This is a genomic window from Ruthenibacterium sp. (genome assembly GCF_017421385.1).
Taxonomy (GTDB): Bacteria; Bacillota; Clostridia; order Oscillospirales; family Ruminococcaceae; genus Ruthenibacterium; species Ruthenibacterium lactatiformans.
Map to the genome: position 1 here is coordinate 25,711 of NZ_JAFOIN010000089.1, position 14,499 is coordinate 40,209.

Sequence of the window (14,499 nt, forward strand, 5' to 3'; positions counted from 1 at the left end):
CAATTCGCACTTGTACAAAAATGACGCGCAAGTTATACTAAAAACACACCCATATGGGCGTACCGGCGCGAAGTGCGGCGGAAAACGGCGAAAGGCGGCGGAAGGATGTTTGCAAGGATCAACAGCCTGGGCGTATATGCGCTGAATGGCTTCAGTGTGAGCGTGGAGGCGGATATCAGCGGCGGACTGCCTCAATTCACCATCGTGGGCCTGCCGGACAGCGCTGTGCGTGAGGCCACGGACCGCGTGCGCAGCGCGCTGAAAAACCTGTCCTTCGTCTGGCCCGTCAGCCGGATCACCGTCAATCTCGCTCCCGGCGATATCCGCAAGACCGGCCCTGTGTACGACCTGCCTGTTCTTCTTGCCATTCTGGCTGCCTCCGGGCAGCTGCCCGTCCCCGGCCCGGAGGACGCCTTCATCGGCGAGCTTTCGCTGGACGGCGGCGTGCGCAGTGTGACGGGCGTGCTGCCCATGGCGCTGGCCGCGGTGCAGCAGGGCGTGCGCCGCCTGTTCGTTCCCGCCGAAAACGCGGCCGAGGCCGCGGCAGCCGGCGCGCTTTGTGTTTACCCTGTCCATACGGCGCTGGACGCAGTGCGCCATTTGACGGGCGAAGCGCCCATAGAACCGGCACAGCCCGCGGCCTTTGCACCCGGCGGGCCCCGGGACGTACCGGACTTTGCAGATGTCCGGGGCCAGCTGGAGGCCCGGCGCGCCATGGAGATCGCCGCCGCCGGCGGCCACAATATTTTATTGATCGGCGCGCCGGGCACGGGAAAATCCATGCTGGCCAAACGTCTGCCGGGCATTCTGCCGCCGCTCTCCCGCACGGAGGCTGTGGAGACGACGAAGGTATATTCTGTGGCGGGCATGCTGCCCCGCGGCAGCGGGCTTGTGAGCCACCGCCCGTTCCGCGCGCCGCATCATTCGGTAAGTGCGGCGGGCCTTGTGGGCGGCGGCAGCACGCCGCGTCCCGGCGAGGTAAGCCTCGCACACAACGGCGTCCTGTTTTTGGATGAGCTGCCCGAATTTCACCGCGACGCTCTGGAGATCCTGCGCCAGCCGCTGGAGGACGGCACGGTCACCGTCAGCCGCGTGGCGGGCAGCGCGTCATTCCCCAGCAGCATCATGCTGGCCGCCGCCATGAATCCCTGCCCATGCGGCTATTTTGGGCACCCCACCCGCGCGTGCAGCTGCACGCCCTATGCCATTGAGCGCTATCTGCAGCGCGTTTCCGGTCCGCTGCTGGATCGGATCGACCTTCATGTAGAGGTCGCGCCCGTGGAATACGCCGACCTTGCCGGAGATTCGAGCGGCGAGAGCAGCGCAGCGATCCTGCGGCGCGTACTGGCAGCCCGCGCCGTGCAGGACACCCGCTATAAAGGTACGGGCGTCACCTGCAATGCGCGCCTTCCCAGCGCGATGCTGCGCCGCGTATGCCGCCTTGCGCCGGACGCCGACCGTGTGCTGCGCGGCGCCTTTGAGCGCATGGGCCTTTCCGCCCGCGCTTACGACAGGGTGCTGAAGGTGAGCCGCACCATCGCGGACCTTGCGGGCAGCGAACGCATCGAAGCAGAGCATGTGCGCGAGGCCGTGCAGTACCGGAATCTGGACCGCAAATACTGGTATACGGCGTAAAACATCCGCAGGAGGCAATGTATATGATCGGACTCGCATTTTTTCTCATCGGCGCCGCCATTGCGGCAGGCTTCATTGTGCTGGGCTGGAAAATGGCCTGCAAAGCGCAGGAGCAGGATGAAAAGAAAAACCCAAAATGACCTCAGGCCGTTTTCGAAAGCGGCCTGCCCGGGCAGAGCGTTATAGACATATGAAAAAATCAAAGCGGCGGAACGCATCTCCTCGTTCCGCCGCTTTGATTTTGCTTCATTACTTCTGCTGCTCGGCCACGATCATCACATGCGTAGCGCTCTGATATGCCAGCAGGATCACATCATTCGGGTCGTCCTCGCTCTGGAGCGAGAAACACACCCAGCTCTCATCCAGCGTGGGGCGCGCCGCCTCAATGAGCGCCGCGTCGGCCTGTGTGGTAGAAGCATCCGCCAGCTGCGCGTCGATCACCGCGTCAAAACGCGCCTGCATATCCGCCGCGGGCGTCTCCCATTTGGCCAGGATATCCGCCACGTCTTTTTCATAGGTCAGCTTCGCAAAGCTGTAACCTCTGCCGTCTGCAATATGCTCCGCAGACTCCTTGGAAAAACCCGCGGGCAGCGCGGCGTGCCAGCGCTCTACCATACCGGCGCTCAGCGGGTCGTCGCTGGCCTGTACGCCGGTATTGCGGTTCACCAGATAAAAAATCCCCGCCAGCACCAGCAACAGCGCCAGGCATAGGTATGTCATCGTACGGGAGGATGGTTTTTTCATTGGTCTTTTTCACGGCCGCCCGCGGCCGCCCTTCTCCTTTTTTATTCTTTCCGGCCACCGGCCGGCTCATCCATTGCCGCCCATGCCGCCAAAAGTGAAGCGGAAGGTTTCGCCCTTCTCCAGCGCCACATGGTATTCGGCATGGGGTCCGGCGCCCCAGGTGTTGTCGCCCGCAACGCCCAACTGCCCTTTTGCACAGCGTACCACGGTTTTGACCTTTGGCGGCAACTCGTACTGGCGGCGGGCGTTCTCCACTTCGTGCGGAGTATACGGCAGCGCACTGAGCATAAAGCCATTCCCGGCAAGGCACAGCCCGAAGCCCGCGGCGTCGGTAACGGCGGCAGCCTGCACGCCTGTGCGCGCGCCGCTCTCCTGCGGGTTGAAATAAGGCTGCAGCGCCGTGTGTGCGTCAAAGCCGAACAGCCCCATGTGTGCGCCGCTGGTAAAATCCGAATACGTCTCGCCCGGTCCCATACCATAATAGGCAACGTTGCGGTACTCGGCAGGCAGTGTCAGCATCAGGCCGAATTCCGGCACGCTCTCCACGGCCTTTCCTTTCCATTTCAGCGCAGCCTCCACCTTTCCATCCCCTGTGATGGTATAGGTGACATTTGCCCGCGCGCCGCCGGGAAGCGCATACTTTGCGTGGATGCGCACGGACGTCCCGTCCGTCTCTGCCTTTGCCCTGCGCAGTTTTGCATACAGCCCGGCCGTTTTGAAGGGCAGGTGCGCAAGCTCCATACCCGCGGCGGTGTCGTTGTCTGTCGGCGCGCGCCAGAAGTTGAGCGCAATGGGGCGCTGCAGCAGTTCGCGGCCTTTCCAGCGATACGAGATAACGCTGCCCTGAGCGTTCTTCGTAAACAGCAGGCTGAAATCTCTGCCGTGAACGCCGATATTGCAGTCGCCCTCCACCAGCGTGACCGGCAGCGTACAGGGCTTTTCCGGCGCCTTCCGGGAAATATGCCACTGCCCGAAGGCCACACAATGGCCCTTCGCGGCCCAACGGGCATTCTCCCGCAGGCACAGCGACGCATCCACGGTATACTCGCCCGGCGCCTGCGGAACGGCAAAGGGCAGCTCCGCGCGCGCCGTCTCGCCGGGAACAGCCTGCAGGCTGCATTCGCCGCTTTTCACCCGCGCGCCATTCTTCGTCAGCTCCACCAGCAGCACATAGTCCGCCGTATCCGTGAACAGGGATTTGTTTTTCACGGTAACGCCCGTCTCGTCGGGCAGGATATCGAAATCCTGGTAGCAGCCCTTCGCCTGGGCAAGTTTTGGCGTGGGCGTGCGGTCGGCGAACAGCAGGCCGTTTCCCACGAATTCAAAATCCGACGGGCGGTCTCCGAAGTCTCCGCCGCAGGCGAGGCAGCGTTCGCCCAGGCAGTTGTCCGTTTCAATCCCCTGGTCCACCCAGTCCCAGATAAATCCGCCCTGATATTGAGGGATGACGTCTGTCATACGGGTGTAACGGTCCATCGCGCCGCAGGAATTCCCCATGGCATGCATGTATTCGCACATAATAAAGGGCTTTTCCGGATGTTTTTCAAGGAAAGCGGCCACATCAGCGGCCGGGGTATACATCTGGCTCTCCATATCGCTGGTATCAGGGTAACGCCTGTCATGGAACACTCCCTCGTAATGCACCAGCCGGGTGGGGTCCGTTTCGCGGAAAAAGCGGCTCATTTCGTAGATGTCCCTGCCTCCGAAGCTCTCGTTGCCGCAGCTCCAGATGAGCACAGAGGCATGGTTTTTATCCCGTTGGAGCATACTGTTTGCCCGGTCAAGCACAGCGCCCAGCCACTCCGGCCTGTCGCCGGGAAGCGCGCTCTCCGCTCCGTCCGGCCGTTGCCACGTGCCGTGCGTCTCCAGGTTCGTCTCGTCGATCACATAAAGGCCGTACTCGTCGCACAGGTCATACCATTCCGTGCGGTTGGGATAATGGCTGGTGCGCACGGCGTTGATATTGTTCTGCTTCATGGCCCGCACATCGCTCACCATATCCTCCATCGTTACGGCTCGGCCCGTGCGGCAGTTCCACTCATGGCGGTTCACGCCCTTGAACACGATGCGCCTGCCGTTGAGCAGCATCAGGCCGTCCCGCAGCTCAAACCTGCGGAAGCCGGCCTTTCCGCGCACGGTCTCCAGAAGATGGCCGGCCGCGTCGGTAAGCGTTACCTCATAGGTGTAAAGCTCCGGCGCCTCGGCGCTCCACAGACGCGGGCGTTCCACGGGCAGCTCCAACACCGCATGCCCGCCCGTCACAGGGGCCAGCACCGTTTTTCCGTCCAGCGTCAGCGTCGCCTCGCCCACGCACATTCCCTCCAGCTTCAGCTCCGCACGCAGCGTACCCGCAGCAAGATCTTCTGAAAGCTGCGGCTTGACCCACAGGTCCGCCAGATGGGTCTGCGCTTTCGTGAACAGCGCCACACTGCGGAAAATACCGGACATGCGCCAGAAATCCTGGTCCTCCAGCCAGCTTGCGGAGGAAAAGCGGTATACGCGCACTGCCAGGCGGTTTTCGCCGTCCCGGTGCACAGCTGGCGTGAGGTCGAATTCCGCGGGTGTGAAGCTGTCCTCACTGTAACCGATGAACACGCCGTTGCACCATACCGCAAACGCCGTTTCCACGCCGTCGAAGCGCACGCAAACAGGGCCATCCCAGCTTTGGGGCACAGCAAAACCGCGCACATAGCATCCCACAGGATTATACCGCTCCGGCACGGCAGGAGGCTCCAGTCTCTCGTGGCCGTCCCAGGGATATTGGGTATTGACATAATGGGGCGTACCGTACTTCCCGCCGCCCTGAAGCTGGATATAGCCCGGCACCGCGATTTCGTCCCAGCCGGAAACGTCATATCCCTCCCTGTAAAATTCCTGCGGAGAGGCGCCCGGCGTCTGTGCATAAAAAAACTTCCACGCGCCGTCCAGCGTCTGCTCCAGCGGCGCGCCGTCCGCGCCCCGCACCATATAAGATGCATGAGCCGGCAGACGGTTCACTTGAAACACCTGCGGGTCTGTCAGCCATTTCGGGTCGAATTCCATGGGATGCCTCCTTGTGAAATTTCTTATTCCCGGCCGCCGGGGCTCACACGGCGCCAAAAGCGCCGCCCGGCGGTCGCATCGTGTGTTTCACGGCCTGTACTGCTGCGCGGGCCGATATTTTTATTGTACCTTTTTCCCTGTGCTGTGGCAACGCCTGTGCAATGTTTTTTAATGTATTATTGTTGCCCGTCTCTTCTTTGCCTGGCAAAAAGCGCTCCTGTCTCCTGTGCTGTGAAGCTCTCCCGCGCGCCTTTCTTGCATCGGCACTGCGGCTGTGCTATGATAATGAATACCTTATACCCAAACAACTGTCCGAAATGGGAGCGTACTATGACATTACAAAAATTGCGCCGCTGGCTCGGTTTTCCGCTGGAGGACCGATACCGCGTGCACATTGAACAGGATATCGTACAAAGCAGCCTGCGCCCCGGCATTTTCAGCGCACTGCTCATCCTCGCTTTTCAAGCTGTGATGATGGTGCTCTCGCTGCTGCGCAAAGGTGGGCCGTTCGCCTCTCTCCGCCGACAAGGATATTGGTGGCTGTACGTAACACTGTTTTCGGTAACGCTGCTGTTTTTGCTGCTGATCGTATTTCTGATGCGCCGCCGCAGGCCGTGCCTGGACACGTTTTTTTTACCGCTGCAGACATTTTACACCGCTTTTTTGTGTCTGTGGGGGACGTGCGTCACGCTTTTGGACCAATTCGGCGGCAACAGCCTGAGCGTGTTTACTTACGTCACACTTTCTGCCGCAGCCCTCACCGTGCTGCAGCCCTGGCAGTCCGCGCTTATCTTTACCGGGAATTGCCTGTTTTTAAACCTGCTGTTGCCCTATACGCCTGCCGGACCGGATAATTTTTACAGCAATGCGGTCAACAGCTGCTTCGTCACACTGGGCGCTTTTTTCATCTCTCTTTGGTTTTACCGCAGTAAGGTCTCGTCCTGTTACGCCAAGATCATCATCGAGCAGCAGAACGCCGACATCCGCAGTATGAATGTCCAGCTGGATCAAATGGCGCACACGGACGAACTGACGGGGATGAAAAACCGCCGTTCGCTGGAACGCCTGCCGTTGGACGACCGATGGAACGAAATGCCGCCCGTCTCCGCCATGATGGTGGACATCGATTTTTTCAAGCAGTTCAACGATACATACGGCCATCTTGCAGGTGATGAATGTCTGCAGCGTATTGCGGCGGTCATCCGGCAGTTTATGGAGGGGCGCGAAGGTGTCGCCGTTCGGTTCGGCGGCGAGGAATTTTTCATTTGCTTGTTCTCCTGCAGCCGCGCGCAGGTACTGGAGGCCGGGGAAACGCTGCGCGCGGCGGTGGAACGCTGCGGATATCCCCGCGGCGACCTGCCACAGGGCTGCATCACCGTAAGCATCGGCGCCGCCACCACAGAGGCGGAAAATGCGCCCCGCCTGGAAGATCTGCTGTCCCGCGCGGACAAGGCGCTTTATGAGGCAAAACACGAAGGGCGAAACTGCGTAGCAGCTTATATCTGACTGCACGTGCCACTTTAAAGCCGGGCACACGCCAAGTTGCCTACCAACAGGTCCCTTGGCCCCGTTCCCCGCGCACGGCGGCCTTCGGCGGCCGCTTCGCTCTGCACGCCTCGGCACTGGCCCTGCGGGGCGTCGTGGAGTTATTTTAAATGAAAAAAGGGGGGCTCCCCCCTTTTCAAGCTTGTTCCCCGGACTTTTCTTTCACTTCTTTGCCTTTTTCGACAGTCTGAAAGCCGGGCACACGCCCGGCTTTTTCTTTTATGCCCTGTGCAACCTGCGGTTGACAAAGTGCAAAGCTCAGTCCATAGCCTGCAACCGCACACAGGGGTATACTGAAAAAGACATCAACCGAAAGGACGTGCTTTCTTTATGCCATTATCCGAAAAAATCGCGGCTTTACGCAAGCGCGCCGGGCTGTCCCAAGAGCAATTGAGCGAAGCGTTGGGTGTTTCACGCCAAGCTGTCAGCAAATGGGAATCAGGCGGCGCGATGCCGGAGCTGGACAAAATCGTACAGCTAAGCCGCGTGCTCGGTGTCTCCACCGACGCGCTCCTGCTAGACGAACTGGACTGTTTTTCATCCATTCCACCGGAATTGACCGGCTCTGCGAGGCCTTTCCCTGTCTCCCAAGGCTCCGGAACCGGGCGGGCCGCCGCATTTGGGCTGATGCTGGCCGGTTTGTTGTGTGCGGTTCTCGGCTGGCGGGAATACCAGGCGCTGCTGCCCGTCTGCATTGGCCTTGTGCTGCAGATCGTCGGATGCGTAGTATATGAGACTCTTGCGGCGCCCATTCCCGCTGCACGCTGCCGTTTTTACGCTCTGGCCGTCTGGCTTCTGGCGCCTGTGCCCTGTGCGTTTGCAGTGGACGCCGTTTTCTTTTTTATCGGTCATATGACAAGTTACAGTTCACTCCTGGCTCTGCCTGCCGTCCTGCTGCTGTGGCTGTGCACGGGCTGCGCCGTCACATTGTTATTGCGGCGGGCCGCGCGGCGCTTCGGCCCGGAATAAGTCTCTCTTTCTTCTTATTTCGCGCGCGCAATTCCGCGCGCGTTTTTTGCTGCCCCTCAGCTTTTGGGACTCCTGTGGCAGTCGGGCTGGAGTTTAGGAAATCAGGTACAGCTCCAGCCTGATGTGTGTTATAATAACCTCAAACCCGCCGCTTGCGCGGCCGCGCGCATTTCATGCGCCGATGCGCGGCATATCCCCGCCCGCGTACAAAATTTTTTCGAAAGCAGGTGTCCGAAACGGCTGCAGGAATCAAACAGCAAAGCGATTTTTCGAAAGGCTCGGTGTCGGCCAACATTCTTTCCCTGGCGCTGCCGCTTACAGTGGCGCAGCTCATTAACGTTTTGTATAACGTAGTGGACCGCATCTACATCGGCCACATCCCGGGCGCGTCCTCAGCGGCGCTTACGGGCGTGGGCGTCACCTTCCCCATCCTGTCCATCGTCATTGCGTTTGCCAATCTGTTCGGCACAGGGGGCGCACCGCTTTTCTCCATCGCACGGGGCCGGGGCGACGACGCCCACGCCGCAGATATTATGGGCAACACCTTTACCATGCTGCTGGGCACAGGCCTTGTGCTCACGGCGCTGGTGCTCGCGTTCAAAAAACCGCTGCTGTATCTGTTCGGCGCCAGTGATGCCACTTTCCCCTATGCGGACGGCTACCTCACCATTTATTTGTGCGGCACTGTGTTCGTGATGCTGGGGCTTGGCATGAACAATTTCATCAACGCCCAGGGCTTCGGCAGCATGGGCATGATCACGGTACTGCTGGGCGCTGTGGTGAATATCATTCTGGACCCGGTGTTTATTTTTGCGCTGGGCATGGGCGTACAGGGCGCCGCGCTGGCAACGGTGATCTCACAGTTTCTCTCGGCGCTGTGGGCCGTGGCGTTTCTCTGCGGCAAAAAAGCGCTGCTGCGCCTGCGTCCGTCTTCCATGCGCGTGCGCTGGAAGCTGGTGGGCGAGATCTGCGCCCTGGGCCTTTCGGGCTTCATCATGTCCGCCACCAACAGCGCGGTGCAGGTGGTGTGCAACGCCACGCTGCAGCGCTGGGGCGGCGATGTTTATGTGGGTGTGATGACGGTACTCAACTCGGTGCGGGAGATTACCACAACGCCCGTCATGGGCATTACCAATGCCGCGCAGCCCGTCATCGGCTTCAATTTTGGCGCAGGCGAATACAAACGCGTGCGTTCCGGCATTCAATTCATGAGTGCGGTCTGCGTTGGGTACACAGCCGCCGTATGGCTGTGCCTGTTTTTGTTCCCGCAGGCATTTATCCGCCTGTTTACTTCAGACCCCGCCTTGCTGGCCGCCGGCGTTCCCTCCATGCACGTTTATTTTTTCGGATTTTTTATGATGGCACTGCAGTTTGCCGGACAGTCCACCAACACGGCGCTTGGACGTGCCAGACAGGCTGTTTTTTTCTCGCTGCTTCGCAAGGCTGTCATCGTCATCCCTCTGACGCTGTGGCTGCCGGGAAGGTTTGGTCTGGGTGTCAACGGTGTTTTTCTTGCGGAACCTATCTCTAATTTTCTGGGCGGCGGCGCATGCTTTGTTACGATGCTGCTCACCGTTTGGCCGGACCTCAAGCGCCGGGAACGACTTCACGCCTCCGGCGCCCGCGGCTGACGGATATGCGTATTTCTTCCCGGCATCCGTGGCGCATCCTTCCCGGTATCCGTTCTTTCAATTTTTTCAAAAAACGCTTGACAGGTCATCTGTCATATGTTATTATAGCATCAGTTAGTTAGCGCTAACCTTGCGCTGTTGAAAATTTGCGGCTTCGGCCGCTTCTTTTCACGGCTTCGGTTAGCTTTAACTAACCAGAGCTATGCTCCCGGAGGTGGAATTTTGAGCGACGCATTTCTTTCGTTGTTGTGCACACATTGCGCGCCAACGCTTTCGGGCGTAAAACCTGCCTGCATCTTTACGCTGCATAAGGAAAACATCCCGGGCTGGCAAACGGAGCTTTCTTCGTGCCGCAGCCTGTTTTCCGGCAACGGCCTGCGTCTGCGCGTTTTGTGTGGCTGCCGTCGGCATCTTGTTATCATGGTCTACCGCCCTGCATTGTTGCGGGAAAGCCTGCGCCAGCCGGAACGGCGCGCTTTTTTGCAGGCGCGCGGCTATCCCGTTTCAATGGGGACGGGACGTTTGCTGGATGAGCTTTCGCGGCGGATGCGCAGTGCAAAAGCAGGCGGTTTCCCCCACGAGATCGGCTTGTTCCTGGGTTATCCTTTGGAAGATGTCACCGGGTTCATCGCAGCAGGCGGCGCGGAGTATCGCTGTTCCGGCTGCTGGAAGGTATACGGCGACGTAGAACAGGCACAGCATCTGTTTCGTCGATACGCCGCCTGCCGCAAACGGTATCTGGCTATGGCGTCCAGCGGGCTGACACTTGGCGAAATGCTCGCCGCAGGCTGAACGCCCCGCTTTATCAATTCTAATCACAGAGAGGTGTTTTTATGAGCAAATCCGCAGTGATCTATTGGTCCGGGACGGGCAATACCGAAGCAATGGCGCAGGCCGTTCTGGACGGGTTGAACGGCGCCGGCGAGGACGCCGCGCTCTTTTCGGCAGACAGCGTTCGTGCCGCAGATGCGGCGCAATACGATAAACTGGCGCTGGGCTGTCCTGCAATGGGCGCCGAGGTGCTGGAAGAAAGTGTGTTCGAGCCGTTCTTTACCGAGCTTGAACCTCTGCTCTCCGGCAAAAAAGTCGCCCTCTTCGGCTCTTACGGCTGGGGCGACGGACAGTGGATGCGCGATTGGCAGGACCGCTGCGCGGCCGCGGGGGCGGTTTTGTGCGGCGAGGATCTGACAGTGAACGAGGCGCCCGACGACATCGCTCTGGCGGAATGCACCGCTCTCGGCAAGGCGCTGTCCCTTCTTTAAGGTGGCCCGGCCCGCAAACACCGGGCCATGACATAACGCTGGCACGCGCCCGCTCCCTCTGCCGGGTGTGACGCGCGGCGCGTGCCCCTCCTTTTTGCTTACTCCATTCCATCCTATTCTTCTTTTGTGGTGTTTCTCACAACGCAAAACAGGCCGTCCCGGGGACGGCCTGTTTTGCATGCCTGCTGTTTCCGATAACTTTCTGCTAAATTCCCCGAAAGTGCTGACATGAAGGCATCAAAAATGTTATAATGGCACGAACGGTACCTTATTTATGACTGTGCATGCCTTTTCCCCAGTTGCCGCACTCCCCCGTGCGCCGTCATGGACCGAATTTTATGGCACACTGTGCCAAAAAGGAGGCTGGCTTATGATGGATACGCCCCGCGAGAACTCCACTCACGACTCCGGTGTTTGGCTTCTGGACAGGATCATGAACCAGATGAACGCAGGCGTTTATATCACCGATGTGGACACGGACGAGATCCTGTTCATGAACAGCGGCATGAAAAAGCAGTTCGGCCTTGTGGAGCCGGAGGGGAAAATCTGCTGGCAGGTGCTTCAAAAAGGGATGACCGGGCGCTGTCCCTTCTGCCCTGTGCCGCGTCTGCTGCGGGACGGCCTTTCAGCAGCACCGCTCCGCTGGGAGGAACATAATACCAGCAACGGCTGCATCTATGAAAATTTCGACAGCCTGATTCAATGGCACGATGGCCGGCTCGTCCACTTTCAGCATTCGCTGGACGTAACGAAATACCATAAGCTCTCCATTGCGGCAACCACCGACGAACTGACGGGCGCGCTGAACCGACGCGCGGGAAAGGCCGCGCTGGCGGAGATGGCCGCTGCATGCGCCCGAACAGGCGAGCCTTTCTCGCTTTGCATGTTTGATGTGAACGACCTAAAAAAGACCAATGACCGTTTCGGGCATGCCGCCGGAGACCAGCTGCTCGTTTCCATTGCAGAGGCAGTGCGCGGCGTGCTGCAGAAGGGCGATGTGCTCTGCCGCCTGAGCGGAGATGAATTTCTGGCGCTGATGCGCGGCGCACCACGGGAGCAGGCGGTACAGCGTATGAATACGGCGCTGGCAGCCCTGCATGGAGTCCAGGCGCTGTCCGAGCAGGCGGACGCGTTTTCCTTCGGCGTTTTAACGCCGGAGCCGAACGGTCCCGCGCGCTCCGTCGCACAGCTATTAAGCGACGTGGATGAAAAGCTCTACGAAAAAAAGCGGCGTCTCCACATCGCCAACGCCCAGTATGCGTTGCTGCATTCCCCACAGCGCAGCCCCGGCGTAGACTTCACCTATGATACGATTTACCTGCTGGACGCTCTGGTGCAGAGTACCGACGACTATGTCTACGTCTGCAACATGAAAACCGGCGTTTTTTGTTATCCCCAGGCCATGGTGGACGAGTTTGACCTGCCCGGCCGCGTCATTGCCAACGCGGCGGCCGTCTGGGGTGCGAAGGTGCATCCCAACGACAAGCAGGCGTTTCTGGAAGCCAACCAGGAAATCACGGACGGCCGTGCCGACAGCCATTGTGTCGAATACCGCGCCTGTAACCGCCACGGCGAATGGGTTTGGATGCGTTGCCGCGGGCACCTGGAACGCGACGCGGGCGGCGAACCCGTATTGTTTGCGGGTATCATCACCAACTTGGGAAAAAAGAACAAAGTGGACCACCTGACGGGCGTATTTAACAAATTCGAATTTGAGCACGAGGTGCGCCGTCTGCTGGACGCCCAGCCCCGCGAAGGTGTGTGCGTGCTGTTGTTCGGCATCGACGGCCTTAAACGCATCAACGGCCTGTACAATCGGTTGTTGGGGGATGAGGTCATCCGTATTGTCTGCCAAAAACTGCAGACGCTCGCTCCTCCGGGGGGCACAGTTTTTCGGCTGGACGGCGATGAATTCGGGGTCGTCCTGCGCGGCGGCACATTGCGCGCTGTCCAAGGCTATTTCGGTGCTGTGCAGCAGGCCTTCAGCACACAGCAAACCTTTGACGGCAGTAAATTTTTCTGTACGCTGTCTTGCGGATGTGCCTTTGCCCCGCACGACGGCACCACCTATCTGGGCCTGCTGAAGTGCGCCAGCTCTGCGCTGGACCACGCCAAGCGCCACGGGAAGAACCGCATGGAGGTATTTTCGTCCGCCATTCTCGGCCCGGCTGAGCGAGCCATGGAGCTGACGGAGCTTCTGCGGGAAAGCATCGAAAACGGCTGCAATGGTTTTTCTCTGCATTACCAGCCTGTCTTTTCGCCGGACGGGCGCCTTTGCGGCGCAGAGGCGCTAAGCCGCTGGCAGTGTGCGCGGTTCGGCAGTGTGCCGCCCGGTGAGTTCATCGCACTGCTGGAAAAGAACGGCATGATCCTTTCCTTCGGCCGCTGGGCCTTTCGGCAAGCGGTGCGCCAGTGCGCGGTTTTTCTGGATGAGTATCCGGCGTTCAGCATGGCTGTCAATCTCTCCTGCCTGCAGCTGGAGGACCCGACCCTGGTGGAATATCTGGCCCAAACGCTGCGCGAAGAGGGCGTGAGCGCGGAGCATATCATCGTGGAACTGACGGAAAGCTATCTCGCGCCGAATCTGGAACGGCTTTCGGGACTTCTGGCACAGATGCGCGGCCTGGGGCTGCGTGTGGCCATGGACGATTTCGGAACGGGTTATTCCTCCCTCAGCGTCCTCAAGCACGCCCCTGTCGACATCGTGAAAATTGACCGAAGCTTTGTACAGGGGCTGTGCGGCAGTGCTTTCGACCACTCTTTCGTACACCTGATGGTGGAGCTTTGCCACAGTGTAGGCATCCGTGTGTGTGGAGGGCGTAGAAACTACGGCCGAGCTTGCCGCTTTGCAGCCTTTCGGCGCGGATTATCTTCAGGGTTTTTTGCTGGGACATCCTGAGCCCGCAGCCCGTTTCGCGCCGTTGTTCCTGTAAGTCGTGCAAAGACAGCCGCTGCACTACTGTTTTTGACGCATCTCCGGGCGCTTGGACTCCAAGCGGTGTGCCGTTCTGGCTCATGTGGCCGCATGGATTGCTTTGCTGCGCAAAGCCGCCAGAAAAAGCCGCTTTCCCTCGCGAGGGAAAGCGGCTTTTGATTTACCTTACGGAGCTATTTTTCCGGTATCCGCGCGGCATATTCCTTAATTTTTTCAAAGCTCTCCGCACTGATGACATGCTCCACACGGCAAGCGTCCTCGGCCGCTGTCTCGGGCGAGACACCCAAACGAATCAGGCAGTCCGTCAACAGGCGGTGACGCTCATACACGCTCTCCGCCGCCGCGCGGCCCGTCTCTGTCAGACGGATGAAGCCGTCCCGGTCCACCGTGATGTATTCCGCACCGCGCAAAAGGCCCATGGCCCGGCTCACACTGGGCTTTGTAAACCCCAGCTTTGCGGCGATGTCAATGCTGCGTACCGCCCCTTTTTCATTCTGGAGCACCAGGATCGCCTCCAGATAATCTTCACGCGATTCAAACGAACGCATTTCTCGTCCCTCCTGTCTGTGCTGTTTTGGGGCATGCGGCCCGTTGAACCAGGCCCTTGCAATAAAAACAGGCTGTAAACTATGTTTTAGTTTACCACATCCGCGCCGCTTTCTCAAGCGCGGCAGAATATGGCGTCGCCCGCGCGGAAAAATACCGCGCGGGCGATGTTCCGTCTGTTTGAATTTCC

At 59.6% G+C, this 14,499-nt stretch carries 11 protein-coding genes; 7 read left to right on the forward strand and 4 right to left on the reverse strand.

Annotated features, from left to right (window positions below):
• Positions 1 to 105 precede the first annotated feature (105 nt).
• Complete coding sequence (locus IIY41_RS10505) at positions 106 to 1,635, forward strand: YifB family Mg chelatase-like AAA ATPase (protein WP_117473164.1); 1,530 nt, start codon at positions 106 to 108, stop codon at positions 1,633 to 1,635.
• Positions 1,636 to 1,884: 249 nt separating this feature from the next.
• Here the strand turns inward: IIY41_RS10505 and IIY41_RS10510 are convergent, their stop codons facing one another.
• The 3 genes from IIY41_RS10510 to IIY41_RS10520 form a co-directional block, all read right to left on the reverse strand.
• A complete protein-coding gene (locus tag IIY41_RS10510; protein ID WP_278886024.1) occupies positions 1,885 to 2,379 on the reverse strand; it encodes a hypothetical protein in 495 nt (164 codons plus the stop codon).
• Between the two features lie 66 nt (positions 2,380 to 2,445).
• The gene (gene lacZ / locus IIY41_RS10515) at positions 2,446 to 5,421 is read right to left on the reverse strand and encodes a beta-galactosidase, LacZ type (RefSeq protein ID WP_058723086.1); all 2,976 of its coding nucleotides are present in this window, start codon (positions 5,419 to 5,421) and stop codon (positions 2,446 to 2,448) included.
• Positions 5,422 to 5,464: 43 nt separating this feature from the next.
• Positions 5,465 to 5,629: a hypothetical protein gene (locus IIY41_RS10520; RefSeq protein ID WP_167541527.1), complete on the reverse strand. Its 165-nt coding sequence runs from the start codon at positions 5,627 to 5,629 to the stop codon at positions 5,465 to 5,467.
• A 122-nt stretch (positions 5,630 to 5,751) separates the two neighbouring features.
• On the opposite strand from IIY41_RS10520, the gene IIY41_RS10525 reads away from it, so the two are divergent.
• From IIY41_RS10525 to IIY41_RS10550, 6 genes are all read left to right on the forward strand, one after another.
• On the forward strand, positions 5,752 to 6,927 hold the full coding sequence (locus tag IIY41_RS10525) for a GGDEF domain-containing protein (protein WP_158557668.1): 1,176 nt from the start codon (positions 5,752 to 5,754) through the stop codon (positions 6,925 to 6,927).
• 369 nt (positions 6,928 to 7,296) lie between these two features.
• A complete protein-coding gene (locus tag IIY41_RS10530; protein WP_082432074.1) occupies positions 7,297 to 7,935 on the forward strand; it encodes a helix-turn-helix domain-containing protein in 639 nt (212 codons plus the stop codon).
• Positions 7,936 to 8,183: 248 nt separating this feature from the next.
• On the forward strand, positions 8,184 to 9,566 hold the full coding sequence (locus IIY41_RS10535; RefSeq protein ID WP_040910016.1) for an MATE family efflux transporter: 1,383 nt from the start codon (positions 8,184 to 8,186) through the stop codon (positions 9,564 to 9,566).
• A 222-nt stretch (positions 9,567 to 9,788) separates the two neighbouring features.
• A complete protein-coding gene (locus IIY41_RS10540; RefSeq protein ID WP_058723088.1) occupies positions 9,789 to 10,358 on the forward strand; it encodes a DUF3793 family protein in 570 nt (189 codons plus the stop codon).
• Between the two features lie 41 nt (positions 10,359 to 10,399).
• Positions 10,400 to 10,828, forward strand: coding sequence for a flavodoxin (locus tag IIY41_RS10545; protein ID WP_287400663.1), 429 nt, complete (start codon positions 10,400 to 10,402; stop codon positions 10,826 to 10,828).
• 370 nt (positions 10,829 to 11,198) lie between these two features.
• Positions 11,199 to 13,727, forward strand: coding sequence for a putative bifunctional diguanylate cyclase/phosphodiesterase (locus IIY41_RS10550; RefSeq protein ID WP_287400665.1), 2,529 nt, complete (start codon positions 11,199 to 11,201; stop codon positions 13,725 to 13,727).
• 209 nt (positions 13,728 to 13,936) lie between these two features.
• On the opposite strand, the gene IIY41_RS10555 is transcribed toward IIY41_RS10550, so the two are convergent.
• Complete coding sequence (locus IIY41_RS10555) at positions 13,937 to 14,311, reverse strand: metal-dependent transcriptional regulator (RefSeq protein ID WP_050005135.1); 375 nt, start codon at positions 14,309 to 14,311, stop codon at positions 13,937 to 13,939.
• Positions 14,312 to 14,499: the final 188 nt, after the last annotated feature.